At 67.1% G+C, this 18,566-nt stretch carries 14 protein-coding genes and 2 tRNA genes; 6 read left to right on the plus strand and 10 right to left on the minus strand.

Features of this window, described 5'->3' with window-relative positions; genetic code table 11:
- Nucleotides 1-6: 6 nt before the first annotated feature.
- From argH to AC5P57_RS09530, 4 genes are read left to right on the plus strand one after another with little or no spacing between them, the layout of a single operon-like run.
- Nucleotides 7-1,302 carry an argininosuccinate lyase gene (argH, locus tag AC5P57_RS09515; RefSeq protein ID WP_099551863.1) on the plus strand — a complete coding sequence of 432 codons (1,296 nt, stop codon included), beginning with the start codon at nucleotides 7-9 and terminating at the stop codon, nucleotides 1,300-1,302.
- Nucleotides 1,302-1,565: a YciI family protein gene (locus AC5P57_RS09520; RefSeq protein WP_099551862.1), complete on the plus strand. Its 264-nt coding sequence runs from the start codon at nucleotides 1,302-1,304 to the stop codon at nucleotides 1,563-1,565. Before argH ends, AC5P57_RS09520 begins: the two co-directional genes overlap by 1 nt.
- Before the next feature lie 11 nt (nucleotides 1,566-1,576).
- Nucleotides 1,577-2,734, plus strand: coding sequence for a glutamate 5-kinase (gene proB, locus AC5P57_RS09525; RefSeq protein ID WP_099551861.1), 1,158 nt, complete (start codon nucleotides 1,577-1,579; stop codon nucleotides 2,732-2,734).
- Nucleotides 2,731-4,002, plus strand: coding sequence for a glutamate-5-semialdehyde dehydrogenase (locus AC5P57_RS09530; protein WP_099551860.1), 1,272 nt, complete (start codon nucleotides 2,731-2,733; stop codon nucleotides 4,000-4,002). The genes proB and AC5P57_RS09530 overlap by 4 nt, the downstream gene beginning before the upstream one ends.
- Nucleotides 4,003-4,142: 140 nt before the next feature.
- Here the strand turns inward: AC5P57_RS09530 and pgaD are convergent, their stop codons facing one another.
- The 10 genes from pgaD to AC5P57_RS09580 all read right to left on the minus strand — a co-directional run bounded on the left by pgaD (nucleotide 4,143) and on the right by AC5P57_RS09580 (nucleotide 14,835).
- Nucleotides 4,143-4,613, minus strand: coding sequence for a poly-beta-1,6-N-acetyl-D-glucosamine biosynthesis protein PgaD (pgaD, locus tag AC5P57_RS09535; protein WP_099551859.1), 471 nt, complete (start codon nucleotides 4,611-4,613; stop codon nucleotides 4,143-4,145).
- Nucleotides 4,610-5,866 carry a poly-beta-1,6-N-acetyl-D-glucosamine synthase gene (gene pgaC / locus AC5P57_RS09540; protein ID WP_099551858.1) on the minus strand — a complete coding sequence of 419 codons (1,257 nt, stop codon included), beginning with the start codon at nucleotides 5,864-5,866 and terminating at the stop codon, nucleotides 4,610-4,612. The genes pgaD and pgaC overlap by 4 nt, the downstream gene beginning before the upstream one ends.
- A gap of 1 nt (nucleotide 5,867) precedes the next feature.
- Nucleotides 5,868-7,754 carry a poly-beta-1,6-N-acetyl-D-glucosamine N-deacetylase PgaB gene (gene pgaB / locus AC5P57_RS09545; protein ID WP_099551857.1) on the minus strand — a complete coding sequence of 629 codons (1,887 nt, stop codon included), beginning with the start codon at nucleotides 7,752-7,754 and terminating at the stop codon, nucleotides 5,868-5,870.
- Nucleotide 7,755: 1 nt separating this feature from the next.
- Nucleotides 7,756-9,783, minus strand: a complete 2,028-nt coding sequence (gene pgaA / locus AC5P57_RS09550) for a poly-beta-1,6 N-acetyl-D-glucosamine export porin PgaA (protein WP_262234820.1) — start codon at nucleotides 9,781-9,783, stop codon at nucleotides 7,756-7,758.
- A gap of 344 nt (nucleotides 9,784-10,127) precedes the next feature.
- Complete coding sequence (locus AC5P57_RS09555) at nucleotides 10,128-11,333, minus strand: CynX/NimT family MFS transporter (RefSeq protein WP_099551855.1); 1,206 nt, start codon at nucleotides 11,331-11,333, stop codon at nucleotides 10,128-10,130.
- 221 nt (nucleotides 11,334-11,554) lie between these two features.
- Nucleotides 11,555-11,631, minus strand: a tRNA-Pro gene (locus AC5P57_RS09560).
- A 140-nt stretch (nucleotides 11,632-11,771) separates the two neighbouring features.
- Nucleotides 11,772-11,848 (minus strand) — tRNA-Pro (locus AC5P57_RS09565).
- Nucleotides 11,849-11,903: 55 nt separating this feature from the next.
- Nucleotides 11,904-12,020, minus strand: coding sequence for a cytochrome bd-I oxidase subunit CydX (gene cydX, locus AC5P57_RS09570; RefSeq protein ID WP_005410354.1), 117 nt, complete (start codon nucleotides 12,018-12,020; stop codon nucleotides 11,904-11,906).
- Between the two features lie 58 nt (nucleotides 12,021-12,078).
- Entirely contained in the window at nucleotides 12,079-13,230 is a 1,152-nt protein-coding gene (gene cydB, locus AC5P57_RS09575; protein ID WP_099551854.1) for a cytochrome d ubiquinol oxidase subunit II, read from the minus strand.
- Between the two features lie 15 nt (nucleotides 13,231-13,245).
- On the minus strand, nucleotides 13,246-14,835 hold the full coding sequence (locus AC5P57_RS09580; RefSeq protein WP_262234821.1) for a cytochrome ubiquinol oxidase subunit I: 1,590 nt from the start codon (nucleotides 14,833-14,835) through the stop codon (nucleotides 13,246-13,248).
- A 228-nt stretch (nucleotides 14,836-15,063) separates the two neighbouring features.
- On the opposite strand from AC5P57_RS09580, the gene cydD reads away from it, so the two are divergent.
- Nucleotides 15,064-16,809 (plus strand): thiol reductant ABC exporter subunit CydD, encoded by a 1,746-nt coding sequence (cydD, locus tag AC5P57_RS09585; RefSeq protein WP_262234822.1) that lies wholly within the window; start codon nucleotides 15,064-15,066, stop codon nucleotides 16,807-16,809.
- The gene (gene cydC, locus AC5P57_RS09590; protein ID WP_099551852.1) at nucleotides 16,806-18,479 is read left to right on the plus strand and encodes a thiol reductant ABC exporter subunit CydC; all 1,674 of its coding nucleotides are present in this window, start codon (nucleotides 16,806-16,808) and stop codon (nucleotides 18,477-18,479) included. Before cydD ends, cydC begins: the two co-directional genes overlap by 4 nt.
- The last annotated feature ends 87 nt before the right edge of the window (nucleotides 18,480-18,566 follow it).

An 18,566-nucleotide genomic window follows, 5' to 3' on the forward strand; every position in this document is an offset into this window, starting at 1 on the left:
GCCCCCATGGCAGACCTTCTTTGGCAGAAGCCCGGCGTCGCTGTCGACGCCCAGATCCAGACCTTCCTCGCCGGTGACGACGTGATCCTCGATCGCGAGTTCTTCCTGCATGACATCGCCGCCAGCGCAGCGCATGCGCAGGGCCTGCAGCACATCGGCATCCTCGGCGCCGATGAGCTGGCCGGCCTGCTGCGCGAGCTGGAGGTGCTGGCGCAGGACTTCCGCGAAGGCCGCTTCGTGCTCGATGCCCAGTACGAGGATGGTCACTCGGCGATCGAAGCGCGCCTGACCGAACGGCTCGGCGATGCCGGTCGCAAGATCCACACCGGCCGCAGCCGCAACGACCAGATCCTGGTGGCCACCCGTCTGTGGCTGAAAGAGAAGCTGCAGCGCGTGGCCCAGCTCAGTGCCGAAGTGGCCAAGGTCGCGCTGGACCGTGCGCAGGCCGAGAAGGACCTGCCGATTCCCGGCTACACCCACATCCAGCGCGCCGTGGTGTCCTCGGCCGGCATGTGGTGGGCGGGCTGGGCCGAGGCCTTCATCGACAACGCCGTCCGTGCCCGCGACACCCACGCGCTGGTCGACGCAAATCCGCTCGGCACGGCTGCCGGCTACGGTGTGAACCTGCCGCTGGACCGCGCACACACCACGGCTGCACTCGGCTTCGCGCGCATGCAGATCTCGCCGATCTACGCGCAGCTGTCGCGTGGCAAGTTCGAACTGGCCGCGCTGGAAGCGCTCGGTGGTGCCACGCTGGACCTGCGCCGCATCGCCTGGGACCTGTCGCTGTTCACCAGTGCCGAGTTCGGTTTCGTCGCGCTGCCGGCGCAGTACACCACCGGCAGCTCGATCATGCCCAACAAGCGCAACCCGGACGTGATCGAGCTGATGCGCGCGACCCACGCCAGCGTGGCCGCTGCACGTACCGAGATCGAGCAGCTGCTGTCGCTGCCGTCGGGCTACCATCGCGACCTGCAGTCGTCCAAGGGCGCCATCTTCCACGGCTTCGGCCGCGGTCTGGCTGCGCTGGAACTGCTGCCGGCGTTGCTGGCCAACCTGGAATGGCGTGACGACAAGCTCCGCGCGGCGATTGATTCAGGCATGTATGCCACCGACGTTGCCGTGGAAGCGGCCGTGGCCGGCGTGCCGTTCCGCGAGGCCTACAAGGCCGCTGCGGCCGGTGCGGACAGTGCAGGGCAGGGGCGCACGCCGGAAGGCAGCCTGGCCGCCCGTGTGTCGCCGGGTTCGGCCGCCGACCTGCGCCTGGATGAACTGCGCGCGCGCTGGCAGGCGCTGGCCTGATGGCGACCACCGTCTATCTGGTGCTGGCCATGCGCCGGCCCGATTTCAATGCCGCCGCCGTGCAGCCGCACCGTGACTTCCTCGATGCGTTGCAGGCGCAGGGCAAGCTGCAGCTGACCGGCGGCTTCGCCGATGGCAGCGGTGGCGCCTACGTCCTGTGCAACGTGGACAGCCTGGCGCAGGCACAGGCCATCGTTGCCACCGATCCGCTGGTGACGATGCAGGCCTCTGACCTGACCGTGCACGAATGGAACACCCGCTGAGACCCTGACCGATGACCCTGCACGCTGCCAACGCCGCTTCGCCGTTCCCGCAACAGGCGCTGCCACCGTGGCGGCGTGCGGTGCTGAAGGTCGGCAGCAGCCTGCTGGCGGCCGATGGTGGCGGACTGTCGCCACGTCATGCGCTGGGCCTGGCGCAGTTCGTCTCGGCCAACGTACTGGCCGGGCGCGAAGTGGTGATCGTGTCATCCGGCGCAGTGGCGGCCGGGCGCGCGATCCTGCCGCGCGCCGATGAGCCGGGCGCAGCGATGGCGGCGCGGCAGGCCTTGGCGGCCCTTGGCCAGGCCCAGCTGATCGGCCTCTGGCAGCGCTTCTTCGAGCGCCCGGTGGCGCAGGTTCTGCTGACCCATGACGACCTGCGCAACCGTCGCCGTTACCTCAACGCCCGCGCCACCCTCAACGAACTGCTGCGGCTGGGCGCGTTGCCGGTAGTCAACGAGAACGACACCGTGTCGGTGGACGAGCTCAAGCTCGGTGACAACGACAATCTGGCGGCGACGGTGGCGGCGCTGGTCGATGCCGATGCGCTGTTCATCGCCACCGACATCGATGGCCTGTACAGCGCCGACCCGCGCACCGTGGCCGATGCACGGCCGCTGCACGACGTTGCGGAATTGAATGATGAAGTGCTGGCGATGGCGGGGGGGGCGGGATCACGTGCCGGTACCGGTGGCATGCGCACCAAGCTGGAAGCGGCGGCCAAGGCGGGCCGCCTCGGCATCGAGACCTACCTGTTCAATGGACGCAGTGGGGAGGTGGTGCGCGCGCTGGCACAGGATCGCCTGTTCGGCACCCGCATCCACGCCGCGCGCAGCCGCGAGGCCGCGCGCAAACACTGGCTTCGGCACGCACCGCTGGCCGAAGGCGCGATCCTGGTCGATGCCGGTGCTGCACAGGCGATGCGCGAGAAGGGCGCTTCGCTGTTGCCTGGCGGCATCACTGGTGCGGAAGGGACGTTCCGCCGTGGCGATATGGTGCAGGTGTGCTGGGACGCATCGCAGGGGCGCGTGTGCATCGCCCGCGGTGTCAGCCAGTACGCGGCCGACGACGTGCGCCGCATTGCTGGCCGCCATTCGCGCGACATCCAGGCCGTGCTCGGCTACAACTACGGCGGCAGCGTCGTCCATCGTGACGACCTGGTGCTGCCATGACCGCATTGAAGGACATTCCGATGAGCGACATCGAAGCGCAGGCGCGGGCCTGCCGTGACGCGGCCCAGGTGGTCGCCGGTCTCGACAGTGACGCCCGGCGCGCGCTGCTGCTGGCGATGGCACAGGCACTGGAAGTGAACGCCGGGCTGATCCTGGCCGGCAACGCGCGCGACCTTGCCGCTGCACGCGGGAAAGGCGTGGGCAGCGCCATGCTTGATCGGCTGGCACTGGATCCGCCGCGCCTGTTCGCGATGGCCGAGGCCGTGCGCGAAGTGGCCGGATTGCCAGATCCGGTCGGCCAGGTGACCCGCGATGACGTGCGCCCGAACGGGATCCGCGTGCAGAAGGTGCGCGTGCCGCTGGGCGTGATCGCGATGATCTACGAGGCGCGCCCGAACGTGACCGCCGAAGCCGCTGCGCTGTGCCTGAAGGCTGGCAATGGCGTGATCCTGCGTGGCGGCTCCGAAGCGATCCATTCCAACACCGCCATCGCGCAGGCGCTGGCGGGAGCACTCAAGGCCAACGGCGTGGCACCGGCCGCAGTGACGGTGCTGACCGACCTGCGCCGCGAGGCGATGCTGGAACTGCTGCAGCTGCACGAGCTGATCGACCTTGCGATTCCGCGTGGTGGCGAAGGCCTGATCCGTTTCGTCGCCGAACACGCACGGGTGCCGGTGATCAAGCACTACAAGGGCGTCTGCCACCTGTTCGTGGATGCCAGTGCCGACCTTGGCAAGGCGCTCGATCTGCTGGTGGATGGCAAGTGCAGTCGTCCTGCAGCCTGCAATTCGCTGGAGACGTTGCTGGTGCACCGTGACGTCGCCGGTTCGTTCCTGCCGCGCGTGGCGAAGGCGTTGGGCGAGCGCGGCGTGCAGCTGCGTGCCGATGCGGGTGCGCAGTCCCTGCTGCCGGGCAGCACGCTGGCCACCGAAGACGACTACGCCGCCGAGTTTCTCGACCTGGTACTGGCGGTGCGCGTGGTGGACGATCTCGATGCGGCCATCGCGCACATCCGTGCCTACACCTCCGACCATACCGAAGTGATCGCCACTGAAGATGCCGGTCAAGCCGAACGCTTCGTCAACGCGCTGCGCTCGGCGGTGGTGATGGTGAATGCCTCATCGCGCTTTTCCGATGGCGGCCAGCTCGGCCTGGGCAGCGAGATCGGCATTTCCACCACACGGCTGCATGCGTATGGCCCGATGGGCCTGGAAGCACTCACCGTCGAACGATTTGTCGTGCGCGGTGAAGGGCAGACGCGCAAGTAGATCCACGCCATGCGTGGATGCTCTTCGCGGTAGACCCCGGTGCCGACCAAGATCGGCACCCACCAGGCCAAAGCGCCGACCAAGGTCGGCAGCTACCAAAGCGAGCGCCGACCAAGGTCGGCAGCTACCAGACTGTCGGGCTACACCACCTCGCGGCGGATGCCCACCGGCCGCGCATGCTCATCCATGTGCAGCGTAGCGGACTTGCAGCCCAGCAGCCGCTCGGCCAGGCCGGTGCTGGCGCCGAGATCGGCGGCTACTTCATTGAGGCTGGCCAATGGCCGTGGCAGGCGCCGTTCGTGGCCACGGAAACGCGCACGGTTGTACTCGGCCCAACCGATCAGCAGCACGCTTGCACACAGCAGCATCAGCGGCAGCGCGACCAGCACGTAGGGGTCGAACTGGTTCTTGCGTTCATACAGCTGCTGCCAGGCCATCTGTCCGCCGATCAGCCACGACACCAAGGTCACCAGTGGCGCCCACAGGTAGAAGTAGAACCCCCAGAACGCGAGGGTGACAAAGCCCCAGGCGGTGCGCTGGAAGCGCGGTTGATGATGTGGCTTGCGGATCATCCGCGAGTCGAAGCGGTTGGACGGGTGTTGTGCGTTCATCGGATCCCCCGGTCAGGGCTGGTCCAGGTAGCGCGCTTGCTGCGACGGCGCAGCAGGGTCTTGGGAAGCGCCACCAGGGTGGTGGAAAGGCTGATCAGCCAGTACGCCATCGGGTACCAGATGACCCAGAAGTAGTTGCGTCCAATCTGTGTTTCGTAACGACGGTCGATGATCAGGCTGCTGGCGAACTGCAGCAGGCAGACCAGGGCCAGAATCACGCCATGCCATTGCGGCAGCAGGCTGGCGATGTACAGCTGCGGCGGCATGTCGATGAGCTTGCCCAGCACCCACAACACCACGATGAACAGCATGGTGTAGGCCCAGATGACGCTCAGCACATACTCCAGCAGCACGCCCCACATGCGCCGCTCCTTCCAGTGCAGCAGTGAACGCGCATGCCGCAGCATCACTTCCACGCCGCCCTGCGCCCAGCGCAGCCGTTGCCGCCACAGGCCTTTCAGCGTTTCCGGCATCAGGATGAAGCACAGCGCGTTGGGCTCGTAGCGGATGTCCCAGTGCGCACGCTGCAGGCGCCAGCTGATGTCGATGTCCTCGGTCACCATGTCGTCCGACCACCAGCCGACCTGGTGCAGTGCGGTACGACGGAAGCCGGCGATGACCCCGGAGATCGTGAAGATGCGCCCGTAGACACGTTGCGCGCGCTTGATCATGCCGATGATCGAAGAGAACTCGGCCACCTGCAGGCGCCCGAGCAGGGTGGAACGGTTGCGGATGCGTGGGTTGCCGGTGACCGCGCCGACCCGGCTGCCACTGACCAGGTGCCAGACCATCCAGTGCAGGGCGTGTTCCTCCAGCATGGCATCGCCATCGATGCACACCAGGTACTCCGAGCGTGCCGCCAGCGCCCCCATTCGCAGCGCATTGGCCTTGCCGAGGTTGCGGTCCAGGTGCAGCACGCGCAGCCGGGGATGCTTCGCCGCCAGCACATCGAGCCGGGCGCCGGTGTCGTCACTGCTGCCATCGTCGATGGCGATTACCTCGTAGTCGGCCGGATAGCGCTGCGCCAGCGCGGCCCCCAGGGTGTCGTCCAGGTTCTCCGATTCGTTGTGGCAGGGAATCAGCAGGCTAGCGAACGGTGGATCGACCATCAACGGAGGATCATTGCGCGGCCGCGAATGGCGTTCGCGCCGGAAGTAGTAATACAGACCGCCCGACATCCAGAAGAACGCCATCACCATCGGGTAGTAGAAGGCGAACTGGAACAGGACCTGCAGCAGCGGATGCATGTCCATGTCACTTCTCCGGGTACGGGAAGTTGCCGGCGGACATCGCCGCGCGGGCATCATGGGTAGAAGGCTGGCCGGCGATGAAGTCATCCGGGTACCAGGCGAAATGGTGGACGCCCTGCGCCTGCAGCTGGCGGATCTGCGCGCGCAGACGTTCGGCGGGAATCGGCTGGCCGCTGCGCCAATCCACGGTCTGCAGTTCGAACAGGGTGTGCTGCAGCTGGGGATCGTGCGCGCGCACCGCGGCCAGCAGCTGGTCAAGCCAACGTTCCGGGTGCCTGCTGCCTTCCATCCATGGCATCGCCATCAGCGCGGTCTGGTCGTAAGCCTTGTTGAACAGGTCCAGGCGCTGTGCAAACCAGGCCTCACTCTGCGGGCGCAACACCGGCTCGGCATACAGGTTGCGCACTGTCGCCAGCTTCGGTCGCCAACGCTGCGCACTGTCACGCAGGGCCAGGGTGAAGTCGATCAGCGCCCGGGTGCGTGCGCTGCCATCGTCGCCTGCTGCCAGCGCCGGCAGTTCTGTGTCGCGCAGGTAACCATCATCATGGAAGAGCAGGCCTTCGAAGTACGAGTTGACGGCCAGATCCTCGTAGATGTCGAGCATGATCTGGCGTGCCTTCGGGTTGGTGAAGTCCAGCCGGTACATGCCGTCGGCATCACCGTTTTGGATCGCCAACGTCTTCCGCTGCACCGGATCGGGCAGCTCGAACCCGAGCACCGGCAGCCAGGCGTACACCTTCACCCCCGCGCGCGACTTCAGCTGCCAGGCGACCCGGCTGAACAGGTCCGCGCGCATCGGCATGTGCCGGTTGGGGAAGTACAGTGCGTCGGCGGTGTTGTTGCCGTCGGGGTCGGCGAAGGCCTGCAGGTAGACGTGGGTGGGCGAGATGCGCTTGACCCGCTCGATCAGCGCATCGAGGTTGCGCGCCTGCTGTGCCGGGTCCGGGTCGTATACATCATCCAGGTCGACCTGCAACGCGCGGATGCCATCGAGCGCAACGTCGCGGCGCAGCTCGTAGGCCAGGCCCTCCACGGTCGGGTTGTCGCTGACCAGGAAGCGCGCCAGCCCATGCAGGTCGCTGGCCACCGGTGTGCTGCGGCCTTCCAGATCGAAGGATACCGGCATGCCCAGCTGCTCGGCGATGTCGTTGCTCAGCTGGTTGTAGGCGGCATAGGGCCAGACGATGGCGCGCGGGCGGATGCCCAGGTGCTGCTGGATGCGCTGCACGCTGCGCGAGAGGTCGGCGCGCAGGCGTTGTTCGTACTGGGCTTCGCTTTCGTAGCTGTGGGTGGCCGGGCTGTAGACGCGGGTCACCACGGCCGGCGTGGAGTTGCCCTGTGGATTGGCAAGCACACCGTGATGCAGGTCGTCGGTATGGCTGGCCACTTCGATCAGGCCGCTGCCGTGCATCTGCTTCAGCTGCGCCCAGGTAACGAAGTCATCGTGGCCGAACGGGCGGTAGCCATAGTCGATGGTGCGCCCGGGCGCCATGTCCACGTAATCGGTGATCACTGCCACCAGCGCCGGGTAGCGGTAGGCCTGCAGCAGCGGGAACGCTTTGTCGTAGACGCTGCGCAGGCCGTCATCGAAGGTCAGCAGCACGGGCTTTGGCGGCAGCGTGGCGCGGCCCTGTGAGGCGTCGATCACCTGCGACAACGACACCGGGTGATAGCCGTGCGCACCCAGCCAATCCAGGTGCGCGGCGAAGTTCTGCGTGCTCACCGCGTAGGTATCGGCATCACCCTTGGCCGCGACCTGGTCGCGGATGTCGTGGTAGCTGAGGATCAGCAGGCCGTTGTCAATGGCATCGAGATGCAGGGCCTGCTGCGCGAACGCCGGCGGTGCGGCAGCCAGCAGCAGGAGCACGATCAGTCGCAGGATGCGGGCCATGTCACTCTCCCCAGCGCAGTGCGGCTTCGAAGCCGATATGACGCTCGCGGTGGCCGTCGTAGACCGGCCGCGACCAGCGCACGCCGTACTCGAACACGCGGCCCTGGCCCAGCTGCCATTCGTGCATGTAGGACACCGAAGGGACCAGCGCGCTGCCGAAGCCATCCTGCCAGTAGTCACCCAGCGAGACCGTCAGCCGGTGCCGGAAGTGGCGCTCGTAGTGCCGCCACAACTGCTGGTCGATGCGCATTCCGATCTCGACCATGCGGTCGCGCTTCGGGTTGAAGTAGGGCGCGTCGTCGCGGCTGCCCCGGCTGGTGTAGGCACTGGCGAGGCCATCGATCAACCAGCGTGGGCGGGTCAGCAGGCGCTGTTCAATGCTGGTGCTGAACAGTTCGCGGTGGTTGCCGTCGTCGTAGCGGAAGCGGCTGGCACCGAACGTCCAGTGGGTCAGCTCGCTGCGCCGGTAGTCCACCTGCGCGCTCACGCTGTCAGCGGTGATGCCGGCTACGCGCGCCTGCATCGAGGCTTCCGGATCGTTGCGCACGGCCACCAGCCCGGCATGCCAGTAATCGTTGAACTGCCAGCCGACACCGAGACGCAGACCGGTATCGCCGACGTGGTCGTTGGCACGCAGCGCGGCGGCTTCGGCATCCAGTCGGCCGAAGCGGTAGCGCACGCCCGCACCCAGCCACAGCGGGTCGATGCGCTGATCCTGGAAGTCGACCGAGCGCCTGTCGGCGAAGGCGAACAGCCGCCAGCGGTCGTCGAGCACCGGCGTCTGCACTTCCATGCCGTAGTGACGGTCGTTGTTGCCCAGCGGCGATGTGCCGCCGCCGCCGGAGCTGCGGCCAATGTCGGTCCATGCCTTCAGCTGCCAACCGCGATGTACGCGCCAGGCCTGGTCCATGCGCTCGACGGCGGGCTGGGTCGGGTAGCGTGCTACCAGATCGTCGTGCAGCGGCCGCGCCAGATCATCGCGTTGCAGGGCAACGTATGCCTCTTCCATGCCGAGCCGCGGCTCGATGTCGCGTGGGTCCAGCGCATGTGCCATCTGCTGGCGCTGCAGGGCCATGCGTGGCCATCCGCGCATCATGTACACGCTGCCCAGTGCGCTCTGCAGGCCGCCGTTGCCCGGTGCGATGTCGACCATCGATTCCAGGTCGTGCTGTGCGGTGCGCAGGTCGCCGCTGTAGGCGCGCACCATTGCCAGGTTCAGGTCGGCCTCGTAGCGCGACCAGTTCGCATACGGCGACTTGCCGTTGCTCCAGCGCCACGCGGGTTCCTTGTCGCGCCATGCCTGCAGCAGGTCGATGGCCTTTTCCTGCTGTTCGCTTTCCAGATAGGCGTACGCCAGTTCCGAGTGCGAGGCATCGCGCGTGGGATCGCCGGCGACGGCTGCCTGCAGCACCGGAATGGCTTCCTCCGGGTGCAGGGTGCCCATCAACGAATCGCCTACTGCGGGCAGCACGTAGTCGGGCAGAGTGTGGCCTTCGGCCTGCAGTGCCCGTGCTTCCTCGCGGACCTGCGCATGGCGGCCCAGCCGGTTGAGCAGGATCAGCCGGTCGATGCGGATCCGCAGGGGGGCCTGGGCGGGCGGTGTGCCTTCGCTGCCGAGGTAACGCTGCATGCGCGCCAGGGTCGATTCAGCCTCTTCCAGGCGGCTGTCCTCGCTGCTGCTGTAGGCCAGGCTCCACACCACCAGCTTGGCCAGGTAGTCGCCTTCCAGGCGTTGCTTCTGGGCCGCATCGAACAGCTGCGGGCGCTGCTGGTACAGCTCCCATGCGCGCCAGGCATTGCCGATGTCGCCCAGGGTCAGCACGCGCAGCTTGAACAGTAGATCGTCGTTGGGCTGTTGCTGGCTGGCACGCTCGATGGCGCCCAGCGCATCCAGCCATCGGGCCTGGTCGCGGTAGCGGCCGATCTCGGCCAGGGCCGCCTCGCGATCGGGCGGGGCAGCGCCGCTGGCCCAGGCCAGGGCAGTGCAGGCGAGGCCGACGCAAAGCGCCAGCCGGCGGTGGACAACCATTGGGGACCCCCTTGGCTTCCTGACCAGACAACTGTGAAAAATGTGACGCACATCACATGCCAGTTTTGGGGATGGCCGTGCCCTGCGTCACTCCCTTCGTGCACTCCCGTCCAGCAAGGACGGGTACAACCCGGACAGCGACCTGCAATGTCTTGTCTGAAGCGAGAATCCCCCGCACACCGAGTGGTGGCCTGGGCGGCCAGGCCGCCCCCATGCCCAATGCCGGCACGCGGCAAGGATGGGCATTCGTGGGCACTATCCGCCCGGAATTGTCAGTCCGGCGTCAATTTTCCTGGAATGGCTGACCAGCGGCAGGCGGGGCCGGCGCGCGGCCCCTCAACGGCTTACCAGAGGTCTTCCAGCTTGCGTGGCTTGCAGGCCACCCAGGAGGCGCACAGCATCAGGGTGGCGCAGCCGAACAGGAAGCTGAACGGGAGTGTCCAGCCGTCGCTGACCGTGTGCAGCCAGCCGACCAGGAACGGCCCCAGGCAGCTGAAGCTGTAGCCCACGCCCTGCATGAAGCCGGACAGCGCCGCCGAGCCGGTGGGGGTGCGCGTGCGCAGGTTGATCAGGGTCAGCGCCAGCGGGAAGGTGGACGGACCGACGCCGAGCAGGCAGGCCCACAGCAGCGGGGCCTTCATCGGTGCCAGCAGCAGGCCGGTGAAGGCGATCACGAACGAGAAGAAACCGATCAGCACCAGCGGGAACGGGTTCTGCAGGCGCACCGCCATCGATGGGATGACCAGCGACGGCAGCAGGCCCAGTGCCGAGAACACGGCCACCATCACGCCGCCGAACGCGGGCGTGCCCCCGGCCTCGACCACGATGCGCGGCAGCCAGGTGAACATCGAATAGGTCATCAGCGAGGTCATGCCGAACATCAGCGTCATGCTCCAGCCCAGCGACGTGCGCCAGACCTTGCCGTGCGGTTGTGCGGTGGGGTCGGTGGCGTCGGCCAGTGGCTTCGGCGCGCGCCTGGCCAGCAGCAGCCACGGCAGTGCGGCGGCGAGCGCCAGCAGCGCCCACATGCCCAGCGACACGCGCCAGCCCGCAGCATTGGCCACTGGTACCGCCAGCAGTGCCGGCAGCATCGTGCCCAGCTGCAGCACGCTGATGTACAGCGTGCTCATGGTGCCGACCTTGTTGGCGAAATAGCGCTTCACCAGCGGCGGCACCACCACGTTGCCGATGCCCATGCCGGCCAGCGCCACCACCGAACCGAGCAGCAGCGTGCCGACGTTGCCGGCGCTGGAGCGCAGAAGCAGGCCGGCCATCGCCATCACCATCGCCAGCAGGGTGGTGCGTTCCAGGCCCAGGCGCCGCGCCAGTGCCGGCGTGGCCACGCCGAACAGCGCGAACGAGGCGGTCGGCAGCATGCCCAGCACGCCGGTCATGGTGGTACCGAAGCCGAACTGCTGGCCGAGCACGTCCAGCAGCGGGGTGATCGAGGTGACCGCAGTGCGCAGGTTGACCGCTGCCAGCAGGATGGCGGCGAAAGCCAGCACGCGCCCGTGCAGCAGCGACGGCGAATCGGAAGTGGAGGAACTCATCGGTGGTCCTTGCAGGTGTCGCACGCCGGGGCGATGGCATGCAGCGCCGGCATCGGTCTACGCCGAAGCGGCAGGTGGGGGAGTGGCTGCAGATGGGCCGGCAGCGCGGCCATTGTACGTGTGCGCTCCGGCAAGGTCCCGTCATGCGGGCGGCCTGGCACTTGGTACAAAAAAACCCGGAGGACAGTGATGTCTTCCAGGCTTCTTGGTGACCACCGAAGTGGTCGGGGAGACAGGATTCGAACCTGCGACCTCTACGTCCCGAACGTAGCGCTCTACCAGACTGAGCTACACCCCGAAGGGAGCCGCCTATTCTAGCGATTCACCCCGATGGCGGCAAGGGGAGAATGCTGTTTTCTTCACACTGCCGAAGCAGTGCCACTTCAGGGAACAAAAAAGCCTGGACGACTTCACCAGGCTTCAATGCGGCCACGTGAGTGGTCGGGGAGACAGGATTCGAACCTGCGACCTCTACGTCCCGAACGTAGCGCTCTACCAGACTGAGCTACACCCCGAAGGAGCCGCCTAAGATACCGTGTGAAGGCCAAGGCGGCAAGGCTTTTTTACAGCTCAGCGACGATTTTCCTTCTCGATGCGGTTCTGCTCGCGGGCTTCGAACCACATGCCGTTGAGGATGGCCACCGTCGAGGCGAGGCCGGCACCGAGAATCCAGGCGAAATACCACATGATCAGTCTCCTTCATTCCGGGTAGGTGCCGGCCGTTGGCCGGCACACGTGCAAGCAATCAATACGCGTTGGGGTTGTTGCCCATCTCTTCGGTGGTGGTCTTGCCCTTCAGCACGCGGTACACCCAGGTGGTGTAACCGATGATGATCGGCAGGAACACCGCCGTGGCCAGCAGCATGATCCACAGGGTCAGGTGGCTGGACGAGGCGTCCCACACGGTCAGGCTGGAGGTGGGCTGGCTCGAGGACGGCAGCAGGAACGGGAAGATGGCGAAGCCGACGGTCAGGATGATGCCGGCGATGGCCGCACCGGAGGCGATGAAGGCCAGGCCACCACGACGGGCACGCAGCAGCACCGCACTGGCCAGCAGGCCCGCCAGGCCGAGCAGTGGGGCCAGGATCGTGGCCGGCATCGTGCTGTAGTTGCGCATCCAGCCACCGGCGGCGCCGAGTTCGGCGGTCTTCAGCAGCGGATTGGTGGCGCCATCTGTAACCACCTGCGAGGTGATCTGGTACCCCGGCAGGCCGAAGGCCACCCATGCGCCGCCCACGGCGAACAGCACGAAGGCGATGATCGCAGCGATGCTGCCAAAGCGGGCTGCACGTTCGGCCACCGGGCCGTCGGTCTTCAGTACCAGCATGGCGGCACCGTGGGCGACCAGCATGGACACGCTGAGCAGGCCGGCCAACAGTGCGAAGGGCATCAGCAGGCCGAAGAACGAGCCGGTGTAGAAGATGCGCATGCTGTCATCGAAGTGGAACGGCACGCCCAGCAGTACGTTGCCCACCGCCACGCCCATGATCAGCGCCGGGATGAAGCCGCCGATGAACAGCGCCCAGTCCCAGGTGTTGCGCCAGCGCTCGCTCGGCATCTTGCTGCGGAACTTGAAGCCGACCGGACGCAGGATCAGGGCGAACAGGATCACGAACATCGCCAGGTAGAAGCCGGAGAAGCTGACCGCATACAGCGGCGGCCAGGCGGCGAAGATCGCACCGCCACCGAGCACCAGCCACACCTGGTTGCCTTCCCAGACCGGGCCGATGGTGTTGATCACCAGCCGGCGCTCGGCGTCATTGCGGGCAACGAAGGGCAGCAGGGTGCCCACGCCCAGGTCGAAACCGTCCATCACGGCGAAACCGATCAGCAGGATGCCGAGCAGCAGCCACCAGATCACGCGCAGCGTGGTGTAGTCCAGAAGAATGAAATCCATCTTGGTTCTCCTGCCTCAGGCCTGGCCGGCGGCCGGCGCCGAGGCATTGTGGGAAGCATGCGGCTGGGGGGACTGCAGCGACGGCAGCACCTCGTCCGGACCCTTGCGGATCGCCTTGAGGATCAGCTTGATCTCGACCACGATCAGCGCGGTGTAGATCGCGGTGAAGCCGGCCAGGGTCAGCACGATTTCGTGCAGGGCCAGGCCCGATGCCGCATAGAAGGTCGGCAGCACGCCATCCACCGCCCACGGCTGGCGACCGTACTCGGCCACGAACCAGCCGCACTCGATCGCGATCCACGGCGCCGGCAGCGTCCACAGGGCCAGGCGCAGGAACCAGCGCTTGTCCTGGAAGTTGTTGCGGCAGGAGTAGTAGAAGGCCAGCGCGAAGAACGCGATCAGGTAGAAGCCGAGACCGGCCATCACGCGGAAGGTCCAGAACAGCGGCATCACGCGCGGCACGGTGTCCATCGCCGCCTGCGAGATTTCCTGCGGGGTGGCGTTGAGGATGTCGTCGCGGTAGCGCTTGAGCAGCAGGCCGTGGCCCAGGTCCTGCCAGTGGCGGTCGAACATCTCGCGTGCTTCAACGTCGTTCTTGTTGGCGCGCAGGCGTTCCAATGCACCGTAGGCCAGCTGGCCGCCGCGCACGCGGTGTTCGGCGCGCTCGACCAGTTCCAGGATGCCCGGAATCGGCTGGTTCAACGAACGGGTGGCGATCAGGCCCATCAGGTACGGGATCTTCACCGCGTAGTCGTTCTGGTGGGTTTCCTGGTTCGGGATGCCGAAGGCGGTGAAGTCGGCCGGTGCACGCTCGGTTTCCCACATCGCTTCGATCGCGGCCAGCTTCATCTTCTGGTGTTCGCTGGCGGCGTAACCGCTCTCGTCACCCAGCACCACCACCGACAGCGAGGACAGCAGGCCGAACGCAGCCGCCACCGCGAACGAACGACGGGCCAGGTCCTTGTGCTTGTTGCGCAGCAGGAACAGGGCACTGATCGCCATCACGAACACCGCACCGGTCACGTAGCCGGCACTGACGGTATGCACGAACTTGGCCTGTGCCACCGGATTGAACACCACGGCCATGAAGTCGACGACTTCCATGCGCATGGTTTCCGGGTTGAACACCGCACCGGTCGGGTTCTGCATCCAGCCGTTGGCGATCAGGATCCAGATCGCCGACAGGTTGGTACCCAGCGCCATCAGCCAGGTCACCATGAGGTGCTTGACCTTGCTCAGGCGGTTCCAGCCGAAGAAGAACAGGCCGACGAAGGTGGCTTCCAGGAAGAATGCCATCAGGCCTTCGATCGCCAGCGGCGCACCGAAGATGTCACCCACGTAGTGGCTGTAGTAGGACCAGTTCATGCCGAACTGGAATTCCATGACGATGCCGGTGGCAACACCCATGGCGAAGTTGATGCCGAACAGGACGCCCCAGAACAGGGTCATCCTGCGCCAGATCTCCTTGCCGGTCATCACGTACACGCTCTCCATGATGGCCACCATGAAGGACAGGCCGAGGGTGAGCGGTACGAATAGGAAGTGGTACATCGCGGTCAGCGCGAATTGCAGCCGCGACAGTTCTACGACTGTCTGATCAATCATGGCCTGGCTACCTCGTTGGATAGTGCCGTTGCAGGTGGCGGGAAGGGTGGTCTACGACGTGAATGATGTGACCGACTACTTCAAACAGCCTTGATCCAGATCAATGTATGAACAGGTGCCCCGGTTGATCGTATGCCAACCTGATGAAGACTGCGACCGCTGGCCGCAGAGGCCGGCTGTTGCCTGCGCCTACAATGCCGTGTCTCCCCCGATGCCCGTGAAGACCCCTTGAGCGCTGCCGAAACGACCCCTGACGGCCTTTCCCCGGAAGCTGAAACCGCCCGCCAGCGGCGCGTACGCGCGGCCTGGCTGGCTGATCTGGCGCGCGCCGCTCGAGGCCGCCAGCGCCTGGCGGCGCTGTGCATCAGCCTGTCCGGAGCGCTGCTGATCGGCCAGGCTGCCGCCATTGCCTGGCTGGTGCAGCAGGTGCTGGTAGAGCGCGCGCCGTTGGCATCGGGCCTGCCGGTGCTGGGTGGGCTGGCGGCGATCCTGGTCGTGCGCACGTTGCTGGGCAGTGCCACCCAGGCGGCTGCCGGTGATGTGGCCGATGCCGCGCGGCTGGCCCTGCGCGAGCGCGTGTTCGCGCGACTGCTCGGGCATGGCCCGCTGTGGCTGCGGCAACGCCGCACCGGTGAGCTGGGCGAACTGATGCTGCATCACGGCGATGCGATCGAGAGCTATTACAGTGGCTTCCTGCCGGTGCGCACCGAAGTGGTGGTGGTGCCACTGCTGATCCTGGCCGCAGTGGCCTGGGTGGACTGGGTGGTGGCGCTGATCCTGCTGTTCACCGCACCGCTGGTGCCGTTCTTCATGATGCTGGTGGGCTGGGGCGCGGAAGCGGCCGGCCGTGCGCAGCTGGGCGAGCTGGCGCGGATGAGCGGCCACTTCGCCGACCGCATCAAGGGCCTGGGCCTGCTGCGCCTGTATGGCCGCGGCGAGGCCGAACTGGAAGGGATCGAGGCCGCCGCCGAAGGGGTGCGCGTGCGCACCCTGAAGGTGCTGCGCATCGCCTTCCTGTCGTCCACGGTGCTGGAATTCTTCGCCTCGGTGAGCGTGGCAATGGTCGCGTTGTACCTGGGCCTGAGCTACCTGGGCATGATGTCGCTGCATGCGACCGTGCCGACGTTGGGCGCGGGCCTGTTCTGCCTGCTGCTGGCACCGGAGTTCTACGCGCCGCTGCGGCGCCTGGCCGCGCACTACCACGACCGCGCCAATGCACTGGCAGCGGCGGCCGAGGTGGAACGCCTGCTGCAGTCTCTGCCCGAGGAGCAGGGCCTGATCGAGAACGAGATCGCACCGCTGGTGGCGGAACCGGCCGAAGCTGCATTGCCGCCGCTGCAGGCACAGGATCTGGTTCTTCGTCCGTTGGGCGCGCCGCACGATGTGCTGCAGGATCTGGATGTGCTGCTGGAACCGGGCCAGCGTCTGGCCCTGGTCGGCCCCAGCGGGTCCGGCAAAAGCACGCTGCTGGAAGCGCTGGCCGGCTGGCTGCCGCCGCGCGCCGGCAAACTGCAGCTGCGTCCTGGTGTGCAGGTGGCCTATGCCAGCCAGCGCCCGTACCTGTTCCACGGCAGCATTGCCGACAACCTGCGCCTGGCCGATCCCGGTGCCAGCGATGCGCGGTTGCGCGCAGTGGCCGAGGCCTCGCAGGTGCTGCAGTTCGCGCAGCGCCTGCCGCAGGGACTGGATACTGTGATCGGTGAGCGCGGCTTCGGTCTGTCCGGTGGTGAAGCACGCCGCATCGGCCTGGCCCGCCTGCTGCTGCGCGACCCGCAGGTGCTGCTGCTGGACGAACCCACTGCGTTCCTCGATGCCGATACCGAAGCCGCGCTGCTGCGCAGCCTGGCCGCCTATGCCCGCGGGCGCAGCGTGGTGGTCGCCACCCACAGCCCGGCGGTGATCGCCTGGGCCGACCGCTGCCTGCTGTTGCCGGAAGGCCGCCTGGTGGAACCGTCACAGGCGGTGCGCGCATGAGCCGTTCGCCCGATTCGCTGCGCGCCGTGTTCCTCCGCCATCGTCCGCGCCTGTTGCTGACCGTGCTGCTGCTGTGGACCACGATGCTGGCAGGCACCGCACTGCTGGGCCTGTCCGGTGGTTTCCTCACTGCAGCCGCGCTGGCCGGTGCGGCGGGCCTGGGGCAGGGATTCAATTTCTTCTCGCCATCGGCGGGTATCCGCGGCTTGACCATGGCGCGCATCGTGTCGCGCTATTTCGAAAAGCTGGTCGGTCACGATGCCACGCTGCGCATCGCCCGCGATCTGCGCGTGTGGTTCTTCCGCCGCGCGCTGCCACTCGCACCGGCGCGGTTGGGTGCCACGCGTACCGGCGAACTGCTGGCACGCCTGCTGGGTGACATCAATGAGGTGGATGGCCTGCTGGTGCGTGCGATCGGGCCGCTGGTGGCATTGGGTGCGCTGACGCTGGTGGCGGTTGTATCGGCGGCGCTGATCCTGCCGGCGGCGGCGGTGCTGCTGGCGGTGCTCGCCTTGCTGATCGCCTTCGGCGTGCCGTGGCTGGGCGTGCGTGGCCACGACGATGAAGAGGCGGACCGTGCCGCGCATCGCGCTGCCCTGCGTACCGCGGCCTTCGAAGGACTGGAAGGCGCGGGTGACCTGGCCGCGTTGCACGCCGATGCAGCGTGGCAGTTGAAGGTGCGCGTGGCCGCCAAGCAGCTGGCTTCTCGGGATCGCCGTCGGCGCTGGCGCCTGATCGCGGCCTCGACCCTGCATGGCCTGGTCGCCGGGCTGGGGCTGGTGGCGATGCTGGCACTGGCCCTGCATGCGGCCGAACAGCAGCGCATTCCGCCGGAAATGGCGGCGGGCCTGGTGTTCCTTACCGTGGCACTGATCGAACTGTGGGCGGGCATGGGCCTGGCCTGGCAGTCGCTGCAGTCCGGGCGCATCGCCGCCGATCGCCTGCAGGCCATCGTCGAGCAACCGCCGACGGTGGAGGATCCGCAGGCGCCGCAGGCGGTGCCGCAGGCCGCGCGCGTGCATTGGGATGACGTGCATTTCCAGTGGCCGGGTGCAGCGCGGCCGGTGTTGTCCGGCCTGCAGCTGACCCTGGCGCCGGGCGAGCGCATCGCGATTCGCGGCGACAGCGGCAGCGGCAAGACCACGCTGTCGAGCCTGCTGTTGCGGCTATGGGATCCGCAGCAGGGACGGCTGACCTACGGTGGCCGCGATCTGCGTGATTTCGCCCAGGCCGACTGGCACCGGCAACTGGCGTGGCTGCCGCAGAACGCGCCGGTGTTTGCCGGCAGTGTGGCCGAGAACCTGCGATTGGGTGATCCCGATGCCAGCGACGCAGCGTTGTGGGCGGTGCTGCGTCGCGTGCGCCTGGGCGAATGGGCCGAGCGCAACGGCGGCCTGCAGACCTGGGTGGGCGAGAACGGCGCGACGATGTCGGCCGGCCAGGCACGACGTCTGGCGCTGGCGCGTGCGCTGCTGCGCAATGCGCCGATCCTGCTGCTGGACGAACCGACCGAAGGCCTGGATGTGGATACCGCACGTGCGTTGCTGCAGGACCTTTCCGGGTTGCTGGACGGGCGCAGCCTGTTGATGATCACCCACGACGACCTGCCCGAAGGCGTGGTCGATGCGCAGTACCGCCTGCGTGACGGCGTCCTGGCGCGGGAAACGTGAATGGTAGTGCCGGCCGCTGGCCGGCAACCTCATGGGCTTCACACCGATACGTGATTGCCGGCCAGCGGCCGGCACTACCCGTTCGAA

It is taken from the genome of Stenotrophomonas sp. YJH_SMC_79, from assembly GCF_059367995.1.